The sequence below is a fragment of the Telluria sp. ZT3P25 genome (assembly GCF_059685895.1).
Genome location: NZ_JCASIJ010000001.1, coordinates 929,337 through 948,607 on the forward strand (window position 1 = coordinate 929,337; position 19,271 = coordinate 948,607).

A 19,271-nucleotide genomic window follows, 5' to 3' on the forward strand; every position below is an offset into this window, starting at 1 on the left:
TACCGTAACGTTCATGCAAGACGGCTTCGGTGCGCCTGCGCACATTCAGCGGCGATCACGGGGCAGGGGCGGGACAAGGCGGTTCATTCAGGGGTAAACGCAATAACGTCATTCCCGCGGGGCAGGAATGACGTTTTAGTGGTTGCCGTGCGAAGCGGCAACAGCAACAGCAACAGACGAGATTACGTCGCGCGATTACGCTGCGACGATTTCCTGCTTTTCCGGCAGGGCGATCTCGTTGTTGACACTGAACTGGTAATCCTCGAACACGTGCTGGGCGCTCAGGATCTGGTACTTGCCATCGGCCAGCAGATGCGACGTGTCCTTCAGGCGGTACGTGTAATGCCCGCACGTCCAGCAATTGAAGTTGCGCATGTGCGTGCACAGGCAGGTCTTGTCCATCACCGTGACTTTTTTCAGCTCGGGATGCGCCTGCACCTCGCGGTTGTAGGCATTGATGTACGAGCAATTGCCGGTCGCATCGAGCAGATAGCCATACGATTCGCAGCCCGGGCGAATCCCCGAGCCAATGGCCGGCGTATTCTTGAGCATGCGCATCGGATAGCCGGTCGGCGAGATGCCGTTGACTTCGATGTCTTCTTCGCTGGCGCGGAAGTATTCCTGCTTGACGTCGTCAGGCAGGCCGCATTCGGTGGTCACGGTAAAGCGCGTGGCGACCTGGACTGCGCCTGCGCCTTTTTCGAGGAAGCTGACGGCGTCCGAACCGGTGAACACGCCACCGGCGGCAATCACCGGGATGCCCAGTTGCTCGGCCTTCACGAACGCATGGATCTCGTCCATGATCGTGTGCAGGTCGTATTGCTTCCAGTCGTCCATGCCGAAGCCAAGGTGGCCACCGGCCAGCGGACCTTCGACGATGATGAAGTCGGGCTTGCGGTCCAGGCGCGAGACTTTACGCAGGAACAGTTGCAGCGCGCGGACGGACGAGACGATGATGCCCAGGTGCGCATCGCGAAAACGCGGGTGATCCTTGATCAGCTCGAACGAACCCAGGTGCAGGCCCGCCGACAGCGTGATGCCGTCGATGCCGCCGTCCAGGGCCGATGCCAGGCGCACGCGCAGCGTTTCCTTTGGCGCGTTCATGGTCAGCTTTTCCATGCAGTTCACGTAGATCAGGCCATCGCCTTTCTTCGCTTCCATGGTGGAGCTGACATGACGGCGCGTGGCCTCGGCCAGGTGATCCAGATCGAACTGGACCACGGCCTTGTTCATGTTGTTGATGTTGAACTTGTAGGTCTTGGTTTTTTCCTTGACGTACGTGGTGTCGAACTTGCGGTCGGACACGTCTTGCGACATTGCATCGGAGATATGGCCGATACCGCCCAGGCGGGCTGCTTCCAGCGCCAGTTCGGACGTCGAAATGTCCACACCCATTCCGCCGATCATGATGGGCACGTATTCCTTGTTGCCCATGCGCAGGCGGAAATCATCAACACGTTTCATTGCTATCCTTAGACTACCTAATCTGCCCGGAGTGGCTGCGGTGTGCGAGAGTCGACCCTGGGTCGGCACACGGCGCCATTTTACTCCAAGCGTTACAAGGCTTCAGCGGACACATTGTCCACGTAGCGCCCCGTGCCAGCGCCGGTCAAGCCGGCCCTTTGCAACGCGCTGATACCGATCAGTCGCGGAAGTTGTTGAAGGCCAGCGGCAGGTCCTGCACGTCCTTGCGCAGCATGGCCATGGCCGTCTGCAGGTCGTCGCGCTTGGCGCCGGTGATGCGCACCGATTCGCCCTGGATGCTCGCCTGTACCTTCATCTTGCTTTCCTTGACCAGCTTGGTGATCTTTTTTGCGTCGTCGGTTTCAATGCCGTTGCGCACCTTGATCACCAGCTTGACCTTGTCGCCGCCGATTTTCTCGACCTTGCCTTCGTCCAGAAAACGCACGTCCACCTTGCGCTTGGCCATCTTGTTGATCAGCACATCCTTGACCTGGGTCAGCTGAAAATCGGAATCGGCAAACAGCGTCAGTTCCTTGTCTTTTTGCTCGACATTGGCCGAGCTGCCCTTGAAATCAAAACGGGTCGTGATTTCTTTGTTCGATTGTTCAATCGCGTTCTTTACTTCGACCATGTCTGCTTCGCAGACGACATCAAACGATGGCATGGTGTGTCCTTTTTATAGTTTGCATATAGATGAATTGCTCTATTTTAGCGGACGGCAGCCCGAATCGCGATCGTTTCACCCGTGTGGAAAGCCGGGAATGCACGAACCACTATAATGAAACGACACTTTTACGCCGTTACATCATGCCTCTCATTCACGACCAGCCGCTCGACACGTTCAACACCTTCCGCATTCCCGCCCGCGCGCGCCACTACCTGCGCGTGGATGGCGCCGAGCAACTGGCCGCAGTGCGTGCCGATCCGGCGCTGGCGGCCTTGCCGCGCCTGGTGCTTGGCGGCGGCAGCAATCTGCTGTTCACGCGCGACGTCGAGGGTCTGGTGCTGCACATGACGGGGCAGGGCCGCGAGGTGCGGGGCGAAGAGGCCGGCAAGATCCTCGTGCGCGCCCAGGCCGGCGAAAACTGGCATGCGTTCGTGCGCTTCACGCTGGAGCAAGGCATTGGCGGACTGGAAAACCTGTCCCTGATACCGGGCACCGTGGGCGCCGCGCCTATCCAGAATGTGGGGGCGTATGGCGTGGAAACCAAGGATGTACTCCATAGCCTCACTGCCTACGACATGGCCAGCGGCGCCACGCGCACGCTGGACGCCGCCGCCTGCCGCTTCGGCTACCGCGACAGCATCTTCAAGCACCCCGATGGCGCCAATCTGGTCGTGCTGGACGTGACCTTTGCGCTGCCGCGCGCGTGGGAGCCAAACCTGCGCTACGCAGAGCTGGGCAATGCGGTGCGCGAAGCCGGCCTGGCGTCGCCCACGCCCAACGACATCGGCCTGTTGGTCGAAGCGATCCGGCGCCGCAAGCTGCCCGATCCGCGCGAAATCGGCAACGCCGGCAGCTTCTTCAAGAACCCGGTGGTGTCAAACACGGAATGCGCGCGCCTGCTCGCGCAGTTTCCGAATCTGGTGCACCACGCCCAGCCAGACGGCACGTTCAAGCTGGCCGCTGGCTGGCTGATCGACCAGTGCGGCTGGAAGGGCCGCCACCTGGGCGCGGCCGGCGTTTACCACAAGCAGGCGCTGGTGCTCGTCAACCTGGGCGGGGCCACGGGGCAGGATGTTGTCCGGCTGGCCGCGGCGATCCAGGCCGATGTGGCGGCCCGCTACGGCGTGATGCTTGAACCCGAACCCGTCTTCATCTAAGGAACGCTTCATGAAAAAAGTCATCGTCACCGGCCATACCCGTGGCCTCGGGGCCGCCATCGCGGCCGAATTAAAGGCGCGCGGCCTGGCCGTGCTGGGCCTGGCGCGCGGACGTTCTGCGCTGGCCGGCATCGAACAGGCCGAAGTCGACATGGCCGATCCGGCTGCATTGCAGGCCTGGCTGGCTGGCCCGGCGCTGCGCGATTTCCTCGCCGGCGCCGAGGCAGCGTACCTGGTCAACAACGCCGGTGTTGTCACGCCGGTGGGGCAGCTCGCCGCGCAGGACCCGGCCGCCGTGCTGCAGGCGGTGATGCTCAATGTCGGTGCGCCTTTGGCGCTGGCCGCCGCATTCGTGCAGGCCGCGCCCGAGTCGACGCGGCGCATCCTGCATATTTCCAGCGGGGCAGGGCGCAATGCCTATCCTGGCTGGGCCGTGTACTGCGCGACGAAGGCTGCGCTTGACCAGCATGCGCGGGCTGTCCAGCTTGACGGCGACCCGCGCGTGCTGGCAGTCAGCCTGGCGCCGGGTGTCATCGACACTGACATGCAGGCGGCGATCCGCGCCACGCCCGACGCCAACTTCCCGCTGCGCGAACGCTTCGTCGAGATGAAGGATACCGGTGGCTTGACCTCGCCCGAGGATTGCGCGCGCAACCTGGCCGACTACCTGCTCGCGCCTGACTTTGGTCGCGAGGCGGTCGACGACTTGCGCAACTGACGGTCGCAACAAGTTTTTGTTGACGTAGGTGCGACAGTTGTCGCATCATTGCGGCAGTCGTCACATCAAGCGTCACGTCAAGGACTGTTGCCATGGCCGTACCCTCGATTTCCGAACTCAGCCTGCTCAAGGCGCTGTGGCGCCAGCAGCCGCTCAGCGCACGTGAAATCCACGACGCGGTCGAGGCCGAACTGGGCTGGTCGTATTCGTCCACCCGCAAGACGCTTGAGCGCATGCTCGATAAAGGCATGGTGCGCCAGGAGCTACGCCATGGCGTGCAGGTGTATGCGGCGGTCAGCGACAAGGTCGATACGCTGGCCGCGTTCGCCCATGATTTTGGCAAGCGCGTGATGGAGATCGACACGCCGCTGCCGGTCAATATGTTCACTGGCAGCAAGCTGGTGGACGACGACGAGCTCGCGCGGCTGGAGCAATTGCTCAACGACTGGCCGGTCGACAAGGACGCGGCGCCATGAACCTGCTCGACGCGACGCTCATCCGCTTCCTGTTTGCCAGCATCGGCTGCCTGGCGGCTGGCGTGGCCGTGTGGGGCGTGATGGCGCTGGCGCGACGGTACCTGCCGGCGCTCGGCATGCAGCGCACCCCGTGGATGCTGGGGCAGGTCGCGCTTGTGGCCACCTTCATCATCCTGATGCTGCCGCAGGCGCAGCAGCTTCACATGCTGCCCGTGTTCGACGTCGACCTGTCGCCCATGACCTCTGCCACGGTCGCCACGTCCACCCAGACTGTCGGGCGCATCAGCACGTTGGCAGAACCGCGATCATGGCTGGCCTGGGCCGCGTGGGCATGGGCGCTGGCTTACACGGGTGGTCTGCTGTGGATGCTTGCGCGCCTGGTCCATGGACAGCACGCGCTGGCACGGTTGCTGCTCGTCGGTGCGCACCTGCCAGCGGACGCAGCATTGCCACCTATTATCGAAGTCGACGCTCCCATTTCCCCGATGCTGGTCGGCCCGTTCCGACCGCGCCTGCTGTTGCCGCTGGCCCTGCGAACGATCGATCCGCTGCAGCGCGACCTGATCGTCGCCCATGAACTGACGCACTGGCGCCGGGGCGATCTGTGGTGGCTCGCCGCCTGCGCGCTATTGCAGGCGCTGTGCTGGTTCAATCCCGCAATGCGCCTGCTGCGCGCGCGTCTGGTCTGGGCCCAGGAACTGGGCTGCGACCGTGACGTGCTGCGCGGCCGGCCGCAGATCCAGCGCAAGGCCTACGCGGCCGCGCTGGTCGCGCAGCTGCGCTTCCAGTTCCAGGCGGCGCCAGCGAATGCGCTGGCCTTTGGCGGCGTCGCGCCGGACACGCTGACCGCGCGTGTCGCATTGATCCGCACGCCGTTCCTCGCCCGGAATGCCGGCCGTGCCCGGTGCGCCGGCCTGGCTGCACTGGCGCTGGTGTTCGGCGCCAATCTGGCCCTGCAGCCAGCGCTGGCCTGGGGCGATGCACCGGAAACGCTCGACTGCACGCTGATGCTCGATGCTGCCACGGGGGCGGTGCTGGTCGAGGAAGGGCGCTGCGACGTGCGCACCACGCCCGCGTCGATCTTTAATATCGCCGTGAGCCTGATGGGATTCGATGCCGGCATCCTGCAGGATGCTCATACACCGGCGCTGCCGTTCAAGGACGGCTACGTCGACTGGCAGCCATCGTGGCGCGCCGCCACCGATCCGACGAGCTGGATCCGCAATTCGACCGTCTGGTACGCGCAGCAGGTCACCAGCCGGCTGGGCGAGCGCCGCGTGCAGGATTACGTGGGCCGCTTCGACTACGGCAACCAGGACCTGACCGGCGGCGTCGACATCGCCTGGATCGCCTCATCGCTGCAGGTTTCGCCGCGCGAGCAGGTCGCTTTTCTGCGCAAGGTTGCCAACCGCGAACTGCCCGTCAGCGCGCACGCCTTCGACATGACGGCGCAGCTGCTGCGCTTGCCCACGTCGGCCAATGGCTGGCAGGTGTACGGCAAAACCGGCACTGCGTCGGGCGATGGGGCCGGGGACGCAGACCGCGCGCTGGGCTGGTTCGTCGGCTGGGCCACTAAGGATGGGCGCACCGTCGTCTTCGCGCGGCAGAACCTTGGTCCGCGCCACCCCGACCGCGCGGCCGGGCCGCTCCTGAAAGAACACTTCCTGCGCGCCCTGCCTGGAAGGCTCGCAACGCTGTCACCGCCCACATAAGGAATCGTCATGATGAAACACACAAGCCTGGCACTGGCCGCGGCTGGCCTCGTCGCGTGCCTGCAGCCTGCTGCAGCCAACGACTGGAACACGCCGCAGCAACCGTTTGCCTTGTACGGCAACACCTACTATGTCGGTACGCATGGGCTGTCGGCGGTCCTGATCACATCGCCACAGGGCCACATTCTGATCGACGGCGGCAGCGAGAAATCGGCCCCGCAGATCGTGCGCAATATGCGCCAGCTCGGCTTCAAGGTCGAAGATATCCGCTTCATCCTGAACTCGCACGCACACGCCGATCACGCAGGCGGCATCGCCGAGCTGCAGCGCCTGTCGGGCGCCGAGGTCCTGGTCGGCAGCGCTGCCGTACCGGTGCTGGCGAGCGGCCAGGCCGACAAGGGTGACCCGCAATACACCGACCTTCAGCCGATGGCACCAACTGCCCGCGTGCGGGCCGTGGCCGACGGCGACGTCGTCAAGCTCGGCCCGCTGGCAGTCACCATGCACGCCACGCCCGGCCACACGCAGGGCGGCGCAAGCTGGACCTGGAACGCCGTCGAAGGCAGCCGGACGGCGCACATGGTGTACGCCGACAGCTTGAACGCGATCGCAGCGGGGCCATTCCGCTACCGCGGCCATCCTGCCTATCCGACGGCGCGCGCAAACCTTGAACGCTCGATTGCGACAGTGGCCGGCCTGCCGTGCGACGTGCTGGTCTCGGCGCACCCGGAAGGCAGCGATCTGTGGCAACGCTACGCCCGCCGCGCTGCGCGAGGCAATGCTGCCTTCATCGACATCACCGCCTGCCGCACGTATGCCGACAAGGCGCGTGCGCGTCTGGCCACCCGACTGGCCAAGGAAGCAGACCAATGATCAAGCATGTTGTTGCACTCGTCCTGATGGCGTTTGGCGCCGTCGTTCAGGCCGCCGAATGGCGCGACAGCCCGGCCATCACGCAGCTGTTCAAGAAAGAGGGCGTCACCGGCACGTTCGTCGTGCACGACGTGGCGCTGGACACCGACACGGGCCACGACCGCCAGCGCGCCGCCAAACGTTTCATCCCGGCGTCGACCTTCAAGCTTGCGAACTCGCTGATCGCACTGAGCACCGGCGCCGTGGCCTCGGTCGACGAGATCGTGCCGTACGGCGGCAAGCCGGTCGCCCGCCCCGAGTGGGCACGGGACATGGGCCTGCGCGAAGCGATCAAAATCTCGAACGTGCCCGTCTACCAGGAAGTGGCACGGCGCATCGGCCTGGAGCGCATGCGCGGCGCGCTCGTGCGCATGAATTACGGGAACATAAACATTGGCACAGTCGTGGATCGCTTCTGGCTCGATGGCCCGCTCGAAATCAGCGCGCTCGAGCAGACCGTGTTCCTGGCCCGGCTGGCGCAGGGCCAGCTGCCGTTCAAGAACGTGCACATGGACGCCGTGCGCGCGATTGCACGCCAGGATGGCCCGGCCGAACTGTATGCAAAAACCGGCTGGGGCATGCGGCCCGGTCAGCCCGATATCGGCTGGTGGGTCGGCTGGATCAAAAAGGACGGCAAGCTCTACACGTTCGCGCTGAACATCGACATCCCGGACGGGGCCGACGACAAGCGCGTGTCGCTGGCGAAAGCGGCGTTGCAGTCGCTGAGACTGCTGTAGCGCTTGTACCGTTTGATGTTAAAAGCCGGGGTCAGGTCTGACATTCGGACACGATCTCGACAGTAGGGTAGTCGAAATAAGGTAGCGCCGCGCAATGTTAATGCTGGGCCAGACACCATTGGAAATCGTTAAAGCTGAGGCTGTGTCTGAATGTCAGACCTGACCCCAGCTGTGCAAGTTAGAAGTGGCTAAGGCTGAGGTTGTGTCCGAATGTCAGACCTGACCCCAGCTGTGACCCAGCTGTTTCTGTGACCGGCCGGCTTTGTGGCCGGTCGCTGAACTTACTGCCCGCGCTTGGCGCGTGCCTTCGCCGCAATCCGCATGCGCAGCGCATTGAGCTTGATGAAGCCGCCAGCGTCAGCCTGGTTGTACGCGCCGCCGTCTTCGTCGAACGTTGCGATGTTCATGTCGAACAGCGAGTCGGTCTTCGAATCGCGCGACACGACGATGACATTGCCCTTGTACAGCTTGATGCGCACCCAGCCGTTGACGGTGGCCTGCGTGTGGTCGATCAGCGTCTGCAGCGCGACGCGTTCCGGCGCCCACCAGTAGCCGTTATAGATCAGCGACGCGTAGCGTGGCATCAGGTCGTCCTTCAGGTGCGCCACTTCGCGGTCGAGCGTGATCGATTCGATCGCGCGGTGCGCGCGCAGCATGATCGTGCCGCCCGGGGTTTCGTAGCAGCCGCGCGACTTCATGCCGACGTAACGGTTTTCCACCAGGTCCAGGCGGCCGATGCCGTGCTTGCCGCCCAGGCGGTTCAGCTCGGTCAGGACGGCGGCTGGCGACAGGCGCTTGCCGTTCAGGCCGACGATGTCGCCGCGCTCGAATTCGACGTCCAGGTATTCCGCTTCGTCGGGCGCCGCTTCTGGCGAGACGGTCCAGCGCCACATCGATTCCTCGGCTTCGGCGCTCGGGTTTTCCAGGTGACGGCCTTCAAAGCTGATGTGCAGCAGATTGGCGTCCATCGAGTACGGCGCGCCGCCGTTCTTGTGCTTCATGTCCACCGCGATGCCCGCGTCTTCTGCGTACTTCAGCAGTTTTTCGCGCGACAGCAGGTCCCATTCACGCCATGGCGCGATGATCTTGACGTCTGGCTTCAGGGCGTACGCGCCCAGCTCGAAACGCACCTGGTCGTTGCCTTTGCCGGTCGCGCCGTGCGAAACGGCGTCGGCGCCGGTTTCGTTGGCGATCTCGATCAGGCGCTTGGCGATCAGCGGACGCGCGATCGACGTGCCCAGCAGGTATTCGCCTTCGTACACGGTGTTCGCGCGGAACATCGGGAAGACGAAGTCGCGCACGAATTCTTCGCGCACGTCGTCGATATAGATGTTCTCTGGCTTGATGCCGAACTTGATGGCCTTGGCGCGTGCCGGTTCCAGTTCTTCACCCTGGCCGAGGTCGGCGGTGAAGGTGACGATTTCGCAGCCGTAATTGTCTTGCAGCCATTTCAGGATGACGGAGGTGTCGAGGCCGCCGGAATAGGCAAGTACTACTTTCTTGATGTCGCTCATGGGATGTTCCAGTGATGGAGGGAGGGTAATGGTCAGCTGGCTCGCAAATCCAGCCCGGCACGCGCCGGGCTGGACGGCCAACGATCAAGCTTCAGGGGTAAAAATCAATCTTCGATACGGCCGAGCAGCAGGTACTCGATCAGGGCTTTTTGCACGTGCAGGCGGTTCTCGGCTTCGTCCCAGACCACCGATTGCGGGCCGTCGATGACTTCGGCGGCCACTTCTTCGCCGCGGTGCGCCGGCAGGCAGTGCATGAACAGCGCGTCGCTCGCGGCGCGGGCCATCTTGGCCTCGTCGACGATGAAGCCGTCAAACGCCTTCATGCGCTCGGCGTTTTCCTTCTCGTAGCCCATGCTGGTCCAGACGTCGGTATTGACCAGGTGCGCGCCTTCGCAGGCGTCCGACGGGTTGTCGAACCGGGTGTAGCGCGTGGTCGAGACCAGGCTCGGGTCCATCTCGTAGCCTTTCGGGGTGGCGACGTTCAGGTGGAAGCCGAACACTTCGGCTGCCTGCAGCCACGAGTACAGCATATTGTTGGCGTCGCCGATCCATGCGACGGTCTTGCCGGCGATGGAGCCGCGGTGCTCGTGGAACGTGAACACGTCCGCCAGCACCTGGCACGGATGGTGTTCATTGGTCAGGCCATTGATGACCGGCACGCGCGAGTTGGCGGCGAAGCGGTCGATGATGTCCTGGCCAAAAGTGCGGATCATGATAATGTCGCACATGCGGCTGATCACCTGACCGGCGTCTTCGACCGGTTCGCCACGGCCGAGCTGGCTGTCGCGCGTGTTCAGGTAGATGGCGGCGCCGCCCAGCTGGTGCATGCCGGCTTCGAACGACAGGCGCGTGCGCGTCGAGCTTTTCTCGAACACCATCACCAGCGTGCGGTCGACCAGCGGGTGATACACCTCATAGGCCTTGAACTTGCGCTTGATGATCGCCGCGCGCTTGATAACGTATTCGAACTCGTCGCGCGTGAAGTCGGAAAACTGCAGGAAGTGCTTGATCGGTGGGGTGCTCGTCATCATAAGTCTGCTCGTGTCTGCTGCGATGTTTGTCCCTTGAATTATAAGGGGAATTTCTTTCCGTTAGGGAAAGTAGTCAGGTCCTTAGTACAGGGTCTGCGCCGATTCGTGCAGCAATTGCCCGTAGAGTTCATGGCGGTGCTTCCAGATCTTGCCCTCTGCCACCGCATCGAGAATGGCGCAGAACGGCTCGGCCATGTGGCGGCAGTTGTAGTACTTGCAGCCACCCAGATACGGCTTGAACTCCACAAAAGCGCGCTCGAGCATGCCTTCGCTCAGGTGGTACAGGCCGAATTCCTGGAAGCCTGGCGAATCGATGATCGCGCTCGCCTTGCCATCGACTTCAGGCAGCCAGTACAGGCGCGTGAAGGTGGTCGTGTGCTTTCCGGTATCCAGCGCGGCCGAGATTTCGCGCACGGCGATGTCGGCGTCCGGGATCAACAGGTTGATCAGCGACGACTTGCCCATGCCCGACTGGCCGATGAAAATCGACGACTGGCCGGCCAGCAGCGGCTTGAGGATTTCCACGGTTTCTTCAGGATGCGCCTGGGCCGAGACCTCGTGCACCGGGTAGCCGAGGCGTGAATACTGCGCAGCGCGCTCCCGTGCGCGGGGCAGCAGGTCGGTCACGTCGGTCTTGTTGAGGATAAGGTGCGCCTCGATGCCGGCCGCCTCGCACGCTACCAGCGAGCGTGACACCAGGTCGTCGGCAAAGCCGGGCTCGGTGGCGATCACGACGAACAGGCGCGAGATGTTGGCCGCCAGCAGCTTGGATTTGTACTGGTCAGAGCGGTACAGCAGTGTGGTGCGCTCGGCGATGCGCTCGATCACGGCCTGGTTCTCGGATGTCCGGACCACATGGACGACGTCGCCCACGGCCACATTGGTCTTCTTGCCGCGCGTGACGCACTGCAGTTTTTCGCCGTCGATGTCGGCCAGGTAGTGGCGGCCGTGGGCCGCGATGATGGTACCGGTCAGTTCAGTGGGGGATGCGCTCATGCGTTTTCCTGGTTGAGGTACAGCGCATTGGCTTTCGCGGCGCAGATAAAGTCGTTGTCGGACAGCGCGCTGCCCGCAGAATGGGTGGTCCAGCCGACGCGGCAGGTGGTGTAGCCCACCGTCATCTCGGGGTGATGGTCTTCGTGCTCGGCCAGCGTTGCCACCGCGTTGACGAATGCGATCGTGGCGCGGTAGTCGGGCAGCGTGAAGGTGCGCGCCAGCACGTTGTCGGCCACGCTCCAGCCGGGCACTTCGTGCAGCAGCGTGGCGATGGCCGCCCGGTCGAGTGCAACCCCTTGCCGCGTACAGTGGCGCTGTTCTAGTTTCATGCGGCCGCCATCGTCAGGCGCTTGACCCGGACCGATGCCGGCGGGTGCGAATCGTAGAACGCCGAGTGCAGCGGATCGGGCGTCAGCGTCGACGCATTGTCCTCGTACATCTTCACCAGCGCCGACACCAGGTCGCGGTGGTCGGTGTGCTGCGCAGCGAAGGCATCGGCCTCGAATTCGTGCTTGCGCGACGTGATCGAGCTCAGCGGCGCGAGCACGAAGGTGAACACCGGCAACACGAGGATGAACAGGATCAGCGCCATGCCATCGTTCGACGCGTTCATGAACGGCAGGACGCCCAGGCCCGTGTAGAACCAGGCCTGGCCTTTCAGGTAGCCCAGCAGGGCGAGGAAGGCCAGCGAGATCGCGAACAGCGTCGCCACGCGCTTGACGATGTGGCGCAGCTTGAAGTGGCCCAGTTCGTGCGCCAGCACCGCTTCGATTTCCTGCGGCTCCAGGCGCGACAGCAGCGTGTCGAAGAACACGATGCGCTTGGCCCGGCCAAAGCCCGAAAAATACGCGTTGCCGTGGGCGCTGCGCTTGCTGCCATCCATGACGAACAGGCCGCGCGACGCAAAGCCCACGCGCGTCATCAAGCCGTCGATGCGCTCTTTGAGGCTGACGTCGGCCAGTGGCGTGAATTTGTTGAACAGCGGCGCGATGACGGTCGGGTAGAACGCGATCATGAGGAGCTGGAACCCGCTCCAGACGAACCACGTGTACAGCCACCACAACGCGCCGCTTGCTTCCATCAGCTTGAGCACGACCCACAGCAGCGGCAGGCCGATCAGTGCGCCCACGAACGTGCTCTTGACCAGGTCGCCCCACCACAGGCCGGGCGTCATCTTGTTGAAGCCGAAGCGCTGCTCGAGGACGAACTGGCGATACCAGTCGAGCGGCAGGTCGAGCACACTGGCGATCACGGCAAACGCCACGACCAGCACCAGCTGATGCATCAGGCCGGGGCCGGTGAATGGCAGAATTGCCAGCGACAGCAGTTGCAGGCCGCCCATCAGCGTGAAGCCGATCAGGACAATGGCCCCCCACAGCGTGCCGATCAGGCCAAGCCGGGTCTTGGCGACGGTGTAGTCGGCCGCTTTCTGGTGCGCCGCCAGTGGCACTTTCGGCGCAAACTCGGCCGGCACGCTGGCGCGGTGGCGCGCGATATGGCGGATATGGCGCGCGGCCAGCCAGGTGCGCAGCGACAACGTGAGCAGCAGGAAAACGACGAACAAAACCGAAAACGCGAATGAAGACATTCTGTGCCTGTGAGAAAATGCAGGATTGATTAGGCAAAGAGAGAATTATGTCACAAGCGACACCTTCCGCAGTGCCGGGCACGACCCAGCGTCCCAATGAATTCAACCTCGTCTGGCTCGACATGGAAATGACGGGCCTCGACCCGGACAATGACCGCATCATCGAGGTCGCCGTCGTTGTGACCGATCCCGACCTGAACATCATCGCCGAAGGCCCGGTTTTTGCCATTCACCAGTCCGATGAAACACTGGACAAGATGGACAACTGGAACAAGGGCACCCACGGCAAGTCGGGCCTGATCGACCGCGTGAAGGCGTCGACCGTGACCGAAGCCCAGGCCGAACTCGAACTGATCGAGTTCCTCAAGCAATACGTGCCGAAGAACAAGTCGCCGATGTGCGGCAATTCGATCTGCCAGGACCGCCGTTTCATGGCCCGTGGCATGCCGAAGCTCGAAGCGTTCTTCCACTACCGCAACCTCGACGTGTCGACGCTGAAGGAACTGTGCCGCCGCTGGAAGCCCGAGCTGGCGTCCGGCTTCAAGAAGCACCAGAAGCACACGGCGCTGGCCGACATCGTCGAGTCGATCGAAGAGCTGCGCTACTACCGTGAGCACTTCATCAAACTGTGATGCGTAAGCTGTGATGCCTTAACGGTAATGCGAGAGTTGTAAAGTTGCGCAAGGGTCACTGTCAAACCGGAAAAAGCTGCAATCCGGCAAGGAAGTTATGCGACAATCCCGGGCATGGCCTCGCTCTCCGCTACTGCTTTTTCGGGTGACAGTGTGATGGCTGCGCAGATGCGCAGCCACGACTGGCGCCAGTGCCCGCTCGGCGCACCCGACACCTGGCCGTCGTCCCTCCAGACGGCCGTCGACATGATGCTGCATTCCGCCTTCCCGATGTTCGTTGCGTGGGGGCCACAGCACATTGTCCTGTACAACGATGCGTATATCCCGATCCTCGGCGAGCGCCACCCAAGTGCGCTCGGCCAGCCGTTCGCGGCCGTGTGGCCCGAGGTCTGGCCCGAGCTGCAGCCGCAGATCGAACGCACGATGGCGGGCAAGCCGGTCTTTTTCGAAGATTACGCGCTGTGCCTGCTGCGTAACGGCTATCCCGAGCGCACCTGGTTCACCTTTTCGTACGCCCCGCTGCATGCCGACGGCGGCAGTGTCGCCGGTCTGTTCTGTACCGCGATGGAAACCACGGCCCGCATGCTGGGCGAGCGCCGCGCGGCGTTCCGGCTCATGCTGTCCGACGCGCTGGCCGTGCTGGCCGATCCGGGTGACGTGATTGCCACCGCCAGTGCGCTGCTGGGTGCAGAATTGAGCGCGGACTCGACCACGACGCGCGCGCGGTATGCCGAGATCGATCCGCTCAGCGGAACCTTGGCCGCACCCTGCCTGTCGGCGCTGGCGGACAGCGCGCCGCAGGCGCAGCCGGACCGCTTCGGTCCGGCGATGATGGCGGCGCTGCAGCAGGGCGCCGTGGTGAGCATCCACGACACCGCCAGCGATCCGCGCGCGCTGCAGTCGCCGTTTGGCGAGCGCATAGGCGCCATGCTGGTGGTGCCATTGATGGCTGCGGGCCGCCTGGCCGCGTGCCTGTGTGTCGATGCGCCGGCGCCGCGCTTTTGGACCGAACACGATATCCGGCTGGCGCGCGACGTTGCCGAGCGCACCTGGGCCGCGGCCGGCACGGCGCGTGCGCATGCGATGCTGCGCGAGGAGCGCGACCGGGGCCGCGAGATCTTCGCCAATATCTCCGAAGGCTTCGCGCTGTTCGACCGCAACTGGGTAATGCAGCGCATGAACGCCGAAGGTTTACGCATCTGCGACGTCACGAGCGACGAGGTCATCGGACGCAATCACTGGGCGGTGTTCCCGGCCATGAGCGATTGCGAGGCCGGCCGCATGTACCACAGCGCGATGGCGACCCGCAAGGCCGGCAGCGCCGAACAGTGCCGCGTGTTTCCCGATGGCCGCCGCGTCTGGATCGATATCCGCGCCTATCCAACGCAGGATGGTGGCATCGCCACGTTCTTCCGCGACATTACCGACCGCAAGCTGGCCGAAGAAAAGCTGGTGGAGGGCGACCGCCGCAAGGACGAATTCCTGGCGATGCTCGCGCACGAACTGCGCAATCCGCTCGCGCCGATCAGCGCGGCGGCCGAACTGCTCCGGCTCGGCAACGTCGATGCGCGCCGGGTGCACCAGAGCAGCACCATCATCAGCCGCCAGGTGCGCCACATGACGCGGCTGGTGGACGATCTGCTCGACGTCTCGCGCGTGACGCGTGGCCTGATCACGCTGGGCCAGGCGCGCGTGGCGGCGCGCACCGTCATCGAAGAGGCGATCGAGCAGGTGCGCCCGACGGTCGACACGCGCGCACAGACCCTCACCGTGCGCCTGCCGTCGGCCGGCGTGGCGGTGCTCGGCGACAAGGCGCGCCTGGTGCAGGTGGTGGCCAACGTGCTGGCCAATGCGGCCAAGTACACGCCGGCCGGGCGCAGCATCGACCTGCGCGCCGACCTGCATGGCACGCGCCTGGTGCTGAGCGTGCGCGACGAGGGCATCGGCATGGATCTCGAACTCACCGGGCGCGTGTTCGACCTGTTTACGCAGGCCGAGCGCTCGTCCGACCGCGCCCAGGGTGGCCTGGGGCTCGGGCTGGCGCTGGTCAAGCATCTGGTCGAGCTGCACGGCGGCACGGTGGGTTGTTCGAGTCCGGGACTGGGCAAGGGCAGCACTTTCGTCATCACGTTGCCGCTGCTGGTAGACGAGGCGCCAGAGTTGCCGGCGCCCGTGGTCACGGCGCCAGCCGCCACCGGGCGTCTGAAAGTGCTGGTGGTCGATGACAATACCGATGCGGCCGAGATGCTCGGCCTGCTGCTGGCAGCGCAGGGGCATGACGTGGCGATCGAGCACGGGGCGCTGGGCGCGCTGGCGCGTTCGCGCAGCATGCAGCCCGATGTCTGCCTGCTCGATATCGGCTTGCCTGACATTGACGGCCACGAACTGGCACGGCGCCTGCAGCAGGACCCCGGCATGGCCGGTTCAGTGCTGGTTGCCGTGACGGGCTATGGACAGCCGCAGGATCGCGAAGCGGCGCTGGCGGCAGGATTTGCGCACCACTTGGTCAAGCCGCTCGATGTGGAGGTGTTGCTGGAGGTGCTGGCCGGGGTGCCGGCCAGGACGGCCGAACAGGTCGGGGAGAACGTCGGGCAGGATTGACGGCCGGGCCGCCAATCCCCCGGGGTGCTTATTCAGCGCCGCAGCACTTCTTGAATTTCTTGCCGCTGCCGCAGGTGCAATCGTCGTTGCGGCCAACCTTCGGCTCATCGCGCACGATGGTTTCCACGGCCGGCTTGCGCAGTGGCAGCCAGTGACGGTAGATCGCTGGCACGTTGGCCTCGATCTGCAACGCCAGGGCATGCACCTTGACCGGATCGTCGACCTCGGCCAGCTCGGCTTCTTCGATTTCGTCCGCGCCCAGCAGGTAGATCGGACGGATCAGTTCAGCCACATCGCTGTCCCAGATCGCATCCCATGAACCGGCGCGCAGTTCGACGCCTTCCCAGAACCCCCAGCACCAGGCTTCCGGATCGATCAGGACCTTGCCATCGACGTCGTGCTCGCAGAACAGCGGCTCGAAATCCTTCGGCGCGACCTCGAACGTGATCAGGACTTCGTTCATGAAGCGCATGATCAGGTTGACGATGCGTTCTTCGTCGCGCTTGTTCTTCCATTTCGGCGCGGCGGCCTCGTCTTCGCCCCAGACCATCGGCAGCCACTCGGCCGGCATGATCGATTCCGGGCCGATCGCGATGGCGGTCAGGTAGCCGTGCAGGGTGTCCATCGTCATCGCGTCGTCGGAACAACGGTCGGAGAGCAGGAACTGGTCGAGTTCGTCGAATTCTTTTTCGGAGAGGGGCTGTTCGAGGTGCATGGGGTAGGTGGTCTGTGGCGCGAGCGCGCCTGTTGCGTCAAAGGCGCCAGTGTAACGCCTGCGCCGTCGCCGGGCACGAAAAACCTGCCGGCGAGGCGCTGCTTGCAACGTTTACTTCAGTGCAAAAGGTTTAACGCTTGGCGTTGAACGCCTTGGTCAGCTCGTCAGCTGCGAACTGCTGGGCTTCTTTCGCCTTCGGTACCACGGCTTCCATGCCGAAGAACTCGTGGGTCACGCCGGTGAAGTGGCGATAGTTGACGGTCACGCCTTCCTTCTTGAGGCGGTCGGCGTAGGCCTTACCCTCGGTCATCAGCGGATCGATTTCTGCGGTGATCACGGTTGCCGGTGGCAGGCCCTTGAGCGAGGCAGCCTTCATTGGCAGTGCGTACGGGCTCTTCGGATCGGCGCCATAGTGCTTGAAGAACCACGTCATCATCGCCTTGTTCAGCGGCTTGGCGTTGGCATTCTTCTTGTACGACTCGTTGTTCATGTCGTCGTTCACGACTGGATACACCAGCAGCTGGTGCACCGGCATCTGGATTTTCTTTTCCATCGCCATCATCGACACGACGGTTGCCAGGTTGCCGCCGGCCGATTCGCCCGCCACTGCCACGCGCATCGGGTCGCCATTGATGCTCTTGGCATTGGCCAGCGCCCACTGGTAAGCCGCGAATGCGTCTTCGGTCTGGGTCGGGAACTTGTGCTCTGGCGCCAGACGGTAGTCGGCCGAGATCACGATCGCCTTGGCCTTCTTGGCCAGGCCACGCACCGATGCTTCATACACCTTGGTGTCGGCAATCACGAAGCCGCCGCCGTGGAAGTACACGACAACCGGGAACGGGCCGGTGCCTTCAGGCGTGAAGATATGGATCGGGAAGCTGCCGCCCTTGCCCTGGATCGATTGCGTCTTCATCGTGACGCCTGGTTCCGGCGCCGTGCTCTTGCCGGCGTCGGTCAGCACTTTCTTGACAGCGTCACTCGGGGTTGGCTGCTTGCGCGCTTCTTCCGGGCTCAGGGTTTCGATCGGCTTCGGCTTCAGGGCCGCCATCGCGTCCAGCACTTTCTGCATGTTCGGCTCGGCTTTCGCCGGCTGGGCAGCGGTTTGTGCGATGGCGGTGCCGGCCAGGAGGCCAGCAGCGAGAGCGACGACGGTCAAAGTCAGTTTTTTCATGGTCAGTCCTATGCGGTGATTTGTCCGCAGCACGATGCGCGGATACATACATGTCATGAAACCTTGTTACATTGTCACACTCTGTGCGAGAACGAACACAACAGTACCCAATTGTTCACAATCACCACGCGCACGTGCGCCACCGTACAATGGGGCATGGATAATTTGAACCTCGATAACGAAACGCCCGACCATCCCTACGCGCGGCTGGATCCAGCGACCGTGCTCGATGCGCTCGACAGCGTCGGCCTGCACGGTGACGGGCGCCTGCTGGCGCTCAACAGCTACGAGAACCGGGTGTACCGTGTCGGCCGTGAAGAGGGCGAGCCGGTCGTGGTCAAGTTTTACCGGCCCGAGCGCTGGAGCGATGAGGCCATCCTGGAAGAACACGGTTTCGTGGCCGAGCTGGTGGCGCAAGAGATCCCCGTGGTGCCGGCCATCGACATCGACGGGCGCACGCTGCACACGTTCGACGGCTTCCGTTTTTCGGTGTTCGAAAGCCGAGGCGGGCGCGCCCCCGAGCTGGGTGACCCCGCCGTGCTGGAATGGATTGGCCGTTTCATTGGCCGCATCCATGCGCACGGCGCCGTCAAGCCGTTCCTGCTGCGTCCGGCGCTCGACCCGGTCACGTTCGGCCGAGAGCCGTTTGACTGGCTGCGCAGCCACGACTTCGTGCCACCCGAGCTGATGCCGGCCTGGTCGAGCGTGATGGAACAGGCGCTGGAAGGCGTGACGCGCTGCTACGAGCGCGCCGGCGAACTGCCACTCGTGCGCCTGCACGGCGACTGCCACGGCGGCAACGTGTTGTGGACGCCCGACGGGCCGCACTTCGTCGACTTCGACGACAGCCGCATGGGCCCGGCGGTGCAGGATCTGTGGATGCTGCTCTCCGGCGAGCGGCAGGAGATGGTGGGCCAGATGGCCGATGTGCTGGCCGGCTACGAGGATTTCTGCGATTTCCACCCGCGCCAGCTGTACCTGGTCGAAGCGCTGCGTACGCTGCGCCTGATCCATTACTCGGCGTGGCTGGCGATGCGCTGGACCGATCCGGCGTTTCCGGCCGCATTCCCCTGGTTTAATACGCAGCGTTACTGGCAGGATCGCATTCTTGAATTGCGCGAGCAGGTCGCGTTGATGGATGAGCCGCCGCTGTGGCAGATGTAGAAGGGCGTGGCAAAGC

At 63.9% G+C, this 19,271-nt stretch carries 18 protein-coding genes; 9 read left to right on the top strand and 9 right to left on the bottom strand.

The annotated features are described in order from the left end of the window. Positions 1 to 195: 195 nt before the first annotated feature. Together AC56LY_RS04110 and AC56LY_RS04115 are read right to left on the bottom strand one after the other, a co-directional pair. Complete coding sequence (locus AC56LY_RS04110; protein ID WP_499576806.1) at positions 196 to 1,464, bottom strand: nitronate monooxygenase; 1,269 nt, start codon at positions 1,462 to 1,464, stop codon at positions 196 to 198. 178 nt (positions 1,465 to 1,642) lie between these two features. Continuing rightward, positions 1,643 to 2,128, bottom strand: coding sequence for a YajQ family cyclic di-GMP-binding protein (locus AC56LY_RS04115; protein ID WP_343024173.1), 486 nt, complete (start codon positions 2,126 to 2,128; stop codon positions 1,643 to 1,645). A 143-nt stretch (positions 2,129 to 2,271) separates the two neighbouring features. Here AC56LY_RS04115 and murB point away from each other — a divergent pair, with 143 nt between their 5' ends. The 6 genes from murB to blaOXA (AC56LY_RS04145) all read left to right on the top strand — a co-directional run bounded on the left by murB (position 2,272) and on the right by blaOXA (AC56LY_RS04145) (position 7,843). Then, entirely contained in the window at positions 2,272 to 3,288 is a 1,017-nt protein-coding gene (gene murB, locus AC56LY_RS04120) for a UDP-N-acetylmuramate dehydrogenase (RefSeq protein WP_499576807.1), read from the top strand. 10 nt (positions 3,289 to 3,298) lie between these two features. Beyond that, positions 3,299 to 4,006, top strand: a complete 708-nt coding sequence (locus AC56LY_RS04125) for an SDR family oxidoreductase (protein ID WP_499576808.1) — start codon at positions 3,299 to 3,301, stop codon at positions 4,004 to 4,006. 92 nt (positions 4,007 to 4,098) lie between these two features. Then, a complete protein-coding gene (locus AC56LY_RS04130) occupies positions 4,099 to 4,482 on the top strand; it encodes a BlaI/MecI/CopY family transcriptional regulator (RefSeq protein WP_258836062.1) in 384 nt (127 codons plus the stop codon). Continuing rightward, a complete protein-coding gene (gene blaOXA / locus AC56LY_RS04135) occupies positions 4,479 to 6,194 on the top strand; it encodes a class D beta-lactamase (protein ID WP_499576810.1) in 1,716 nt (571 codons plus the stop codon). Before AC56LY_RS04130 ends, blaOXA (AC56LY_RS04135) begins: the two co-directional genes overlap by 4 nt. 9 nt (positions 6,195 to 6,203) lie before the next feature. Next, positions 6,204 to 7,067, top strand: coding sequence for a subclass B3 metallo-beta-lactamase (bla, locus tag AC56LY_RS04140; protein WP_499576811.1), 864 nt, complete (start codon positions 6,204 to 6,206; stop codon positions 7,065 to 7,067). Beyond that, entirely contained in the window at positions 7,067 to 7,843 is a 777-nt protein-coding gene (gene blaOXA / locus AC56LY_RS04145) for a class D beta-lactamase (protein ID WP_499581948.1), read from the top strand. Before bla ends, blaOXA (AC56LY_RS04145) begins: the two co-directional genes overlap by 1 nt. A 281-nt stretch (positions 7,844 to 8,124) precedes the next feature. Here the strand turns inward: blaOXA (AC56LY_RS04145) and AC56LY_RS04150 are convergent, their stop codons facing one another. The 5 genes from AC56LY_RS04150 to AC56LY_RS04170 all read right to left on the bottom strand — a co-directional run bounded on the left by AC56LY_RS04150 (position 8,125) and on the right by AC56LY_RS04170 (position 12,972). Next, on the bottom strand, positions 8,125 to 9,357 hold the full coding sequence (locus AC56LY_RS04150) for an argininosuccinate synthase (RefSeq protein ID WP_183550422.1): 1,233 nt from the start codon (positions 9,355 to 9,357) through the stop codon (positions 8,125 to 8,127). Positions 9,358 to 9,461: 104 nt separating this feature from the next. Further along, positions 9,462 to 10,385: an ornithine carbamoyltransferase gene (gene argF / locus AC56LY_RS04155; RefSeq protein ID WP_499581950.1), complete on the bottom strand. Its 924-nt coding sequence runs from the start codon at positions 10,383 to 10,385 to the stop codon at positions 9,462 to 9,464. An 84-nt stretch (positions 10,386 to 10,469) separates the two neighbouring features. Continuing rightward, on the bottom strand, positions 10,470 to 11,384 hold the full coding sequence (gene rsgA, locus AC56LY_RS04160; RefSeq protein WP_499576812.1) for a ribosome small subunit-dependent GTPase A: 915 nt from the start codon (positions 11,382 to 11,384) through the stop codon (positions 10,470 to 10,472). Further along, entirely contained in the window at positions 11,381 to 11,713 is a 333-nt protein-coding gene (locus tag AC56LY_RS04165) for a 4a-hydroxytetrahydrobiopterin dehydratase (protein ID WP_499576814.1), read from the bottom strand. The genes rsgA and AC56LY_RS04165 overlap by 4 nt, the downstream gene beginning before the upstream one ends. Continuing rightward, positions 11,710 to 12,972, bottom strand: a complete 1,263-nt coding sequence (locus AC56LY_RS04170; RefSeq protein WP_499576816.1) for a M48 family metallopeptidase — start codon at positions 12,970 to 12,972, stop codon at positions 11,710 to 11,712. The genes AC56LY_RS04165 and AC56LY_RS04170 overlap by 4 nt, the downstream gene beginning before the upstream one ends. Before the next feature lie 47 nt (positions 12,973 to 13,019). Between AC56LY_RS04170 and orn the strand changes: the two genes are divergently transcribed. Together orn and AC56LY_RS04180 are read left to right on the top strand one after the other, a co-directional pair. Then, on the top strand, positions 13,020 to 13,604 hold the full coding sequence (gene orn, locus AC56LY_RS04175) for an oligoribonuclease (RefSeq protein WP_499576817.1): 585 nt from the start codon (positions 13,020 to 13,022) through the stop codon (positions 13,602 to 13,604). Between the two features lie 114 nt (positions 13,605 to 13,718). Then, entirely contained in the window at positions 13,719 to 16,205 is a 2,487-nt protein-coding gene (locus AC56LY_RS04180; protein ID WP_499576819.1) for an ATP-binding protein, read from the top strand. Between the two features lie 28 nt (positions 16,206 to 16,233). Here AC56LY_RS04180 and AC56LY_RS04185 read toward each other — a convergent pair whose 3' ends face one another. Both AC56LY_RS04185 and AC56LY_RS04190 read right to left on the bottom strand, forming a co-directional pair. Then, positions 16,234 to 16,920, bottom strand: coding sequence for a UPF0149 family protein (locus AC56LY_RS04185; protein WP_499452926.1), 687 nt, complete (start codon positions 16,918 to 16,920; stop codon positions 16,234 to 16,236). A 130-nt stretch (positions 16,921 to 17,050) separates the two neighbouring features. Continuing rightward, positions 17,051 to 18,091, bottom strand: a complete 1,041-nt coding sequence (locus AC56LY_RS04190; RefSeq protein WP_499576820.1) for an alpha/beta hydrolase — start codon at positions 18,089 to 18,091, stop codon at positions 17,051 to 17,053. Between the two features lie 156 nt (positions 18,092 to 18,247). Between AC56LY_RS04190 and AC56LY_RS04195 the strand changes: the two genes are divergently transcribed. Further along, the gene (locus AC56LY_RS04195; protein WP_499576822.1) at positions 18,248 to 19,255 is read left to right on the top strand and encodes a serine/threonine protein kinase; all 1,008 of its coding nucleotides are present in this window, start codon (positions 18,248 to 18,250) and stop codon (positions 19,253 to 19,255) included. Positions 19,256 to 19,271 lie beyond the last annotated feature (16 nt).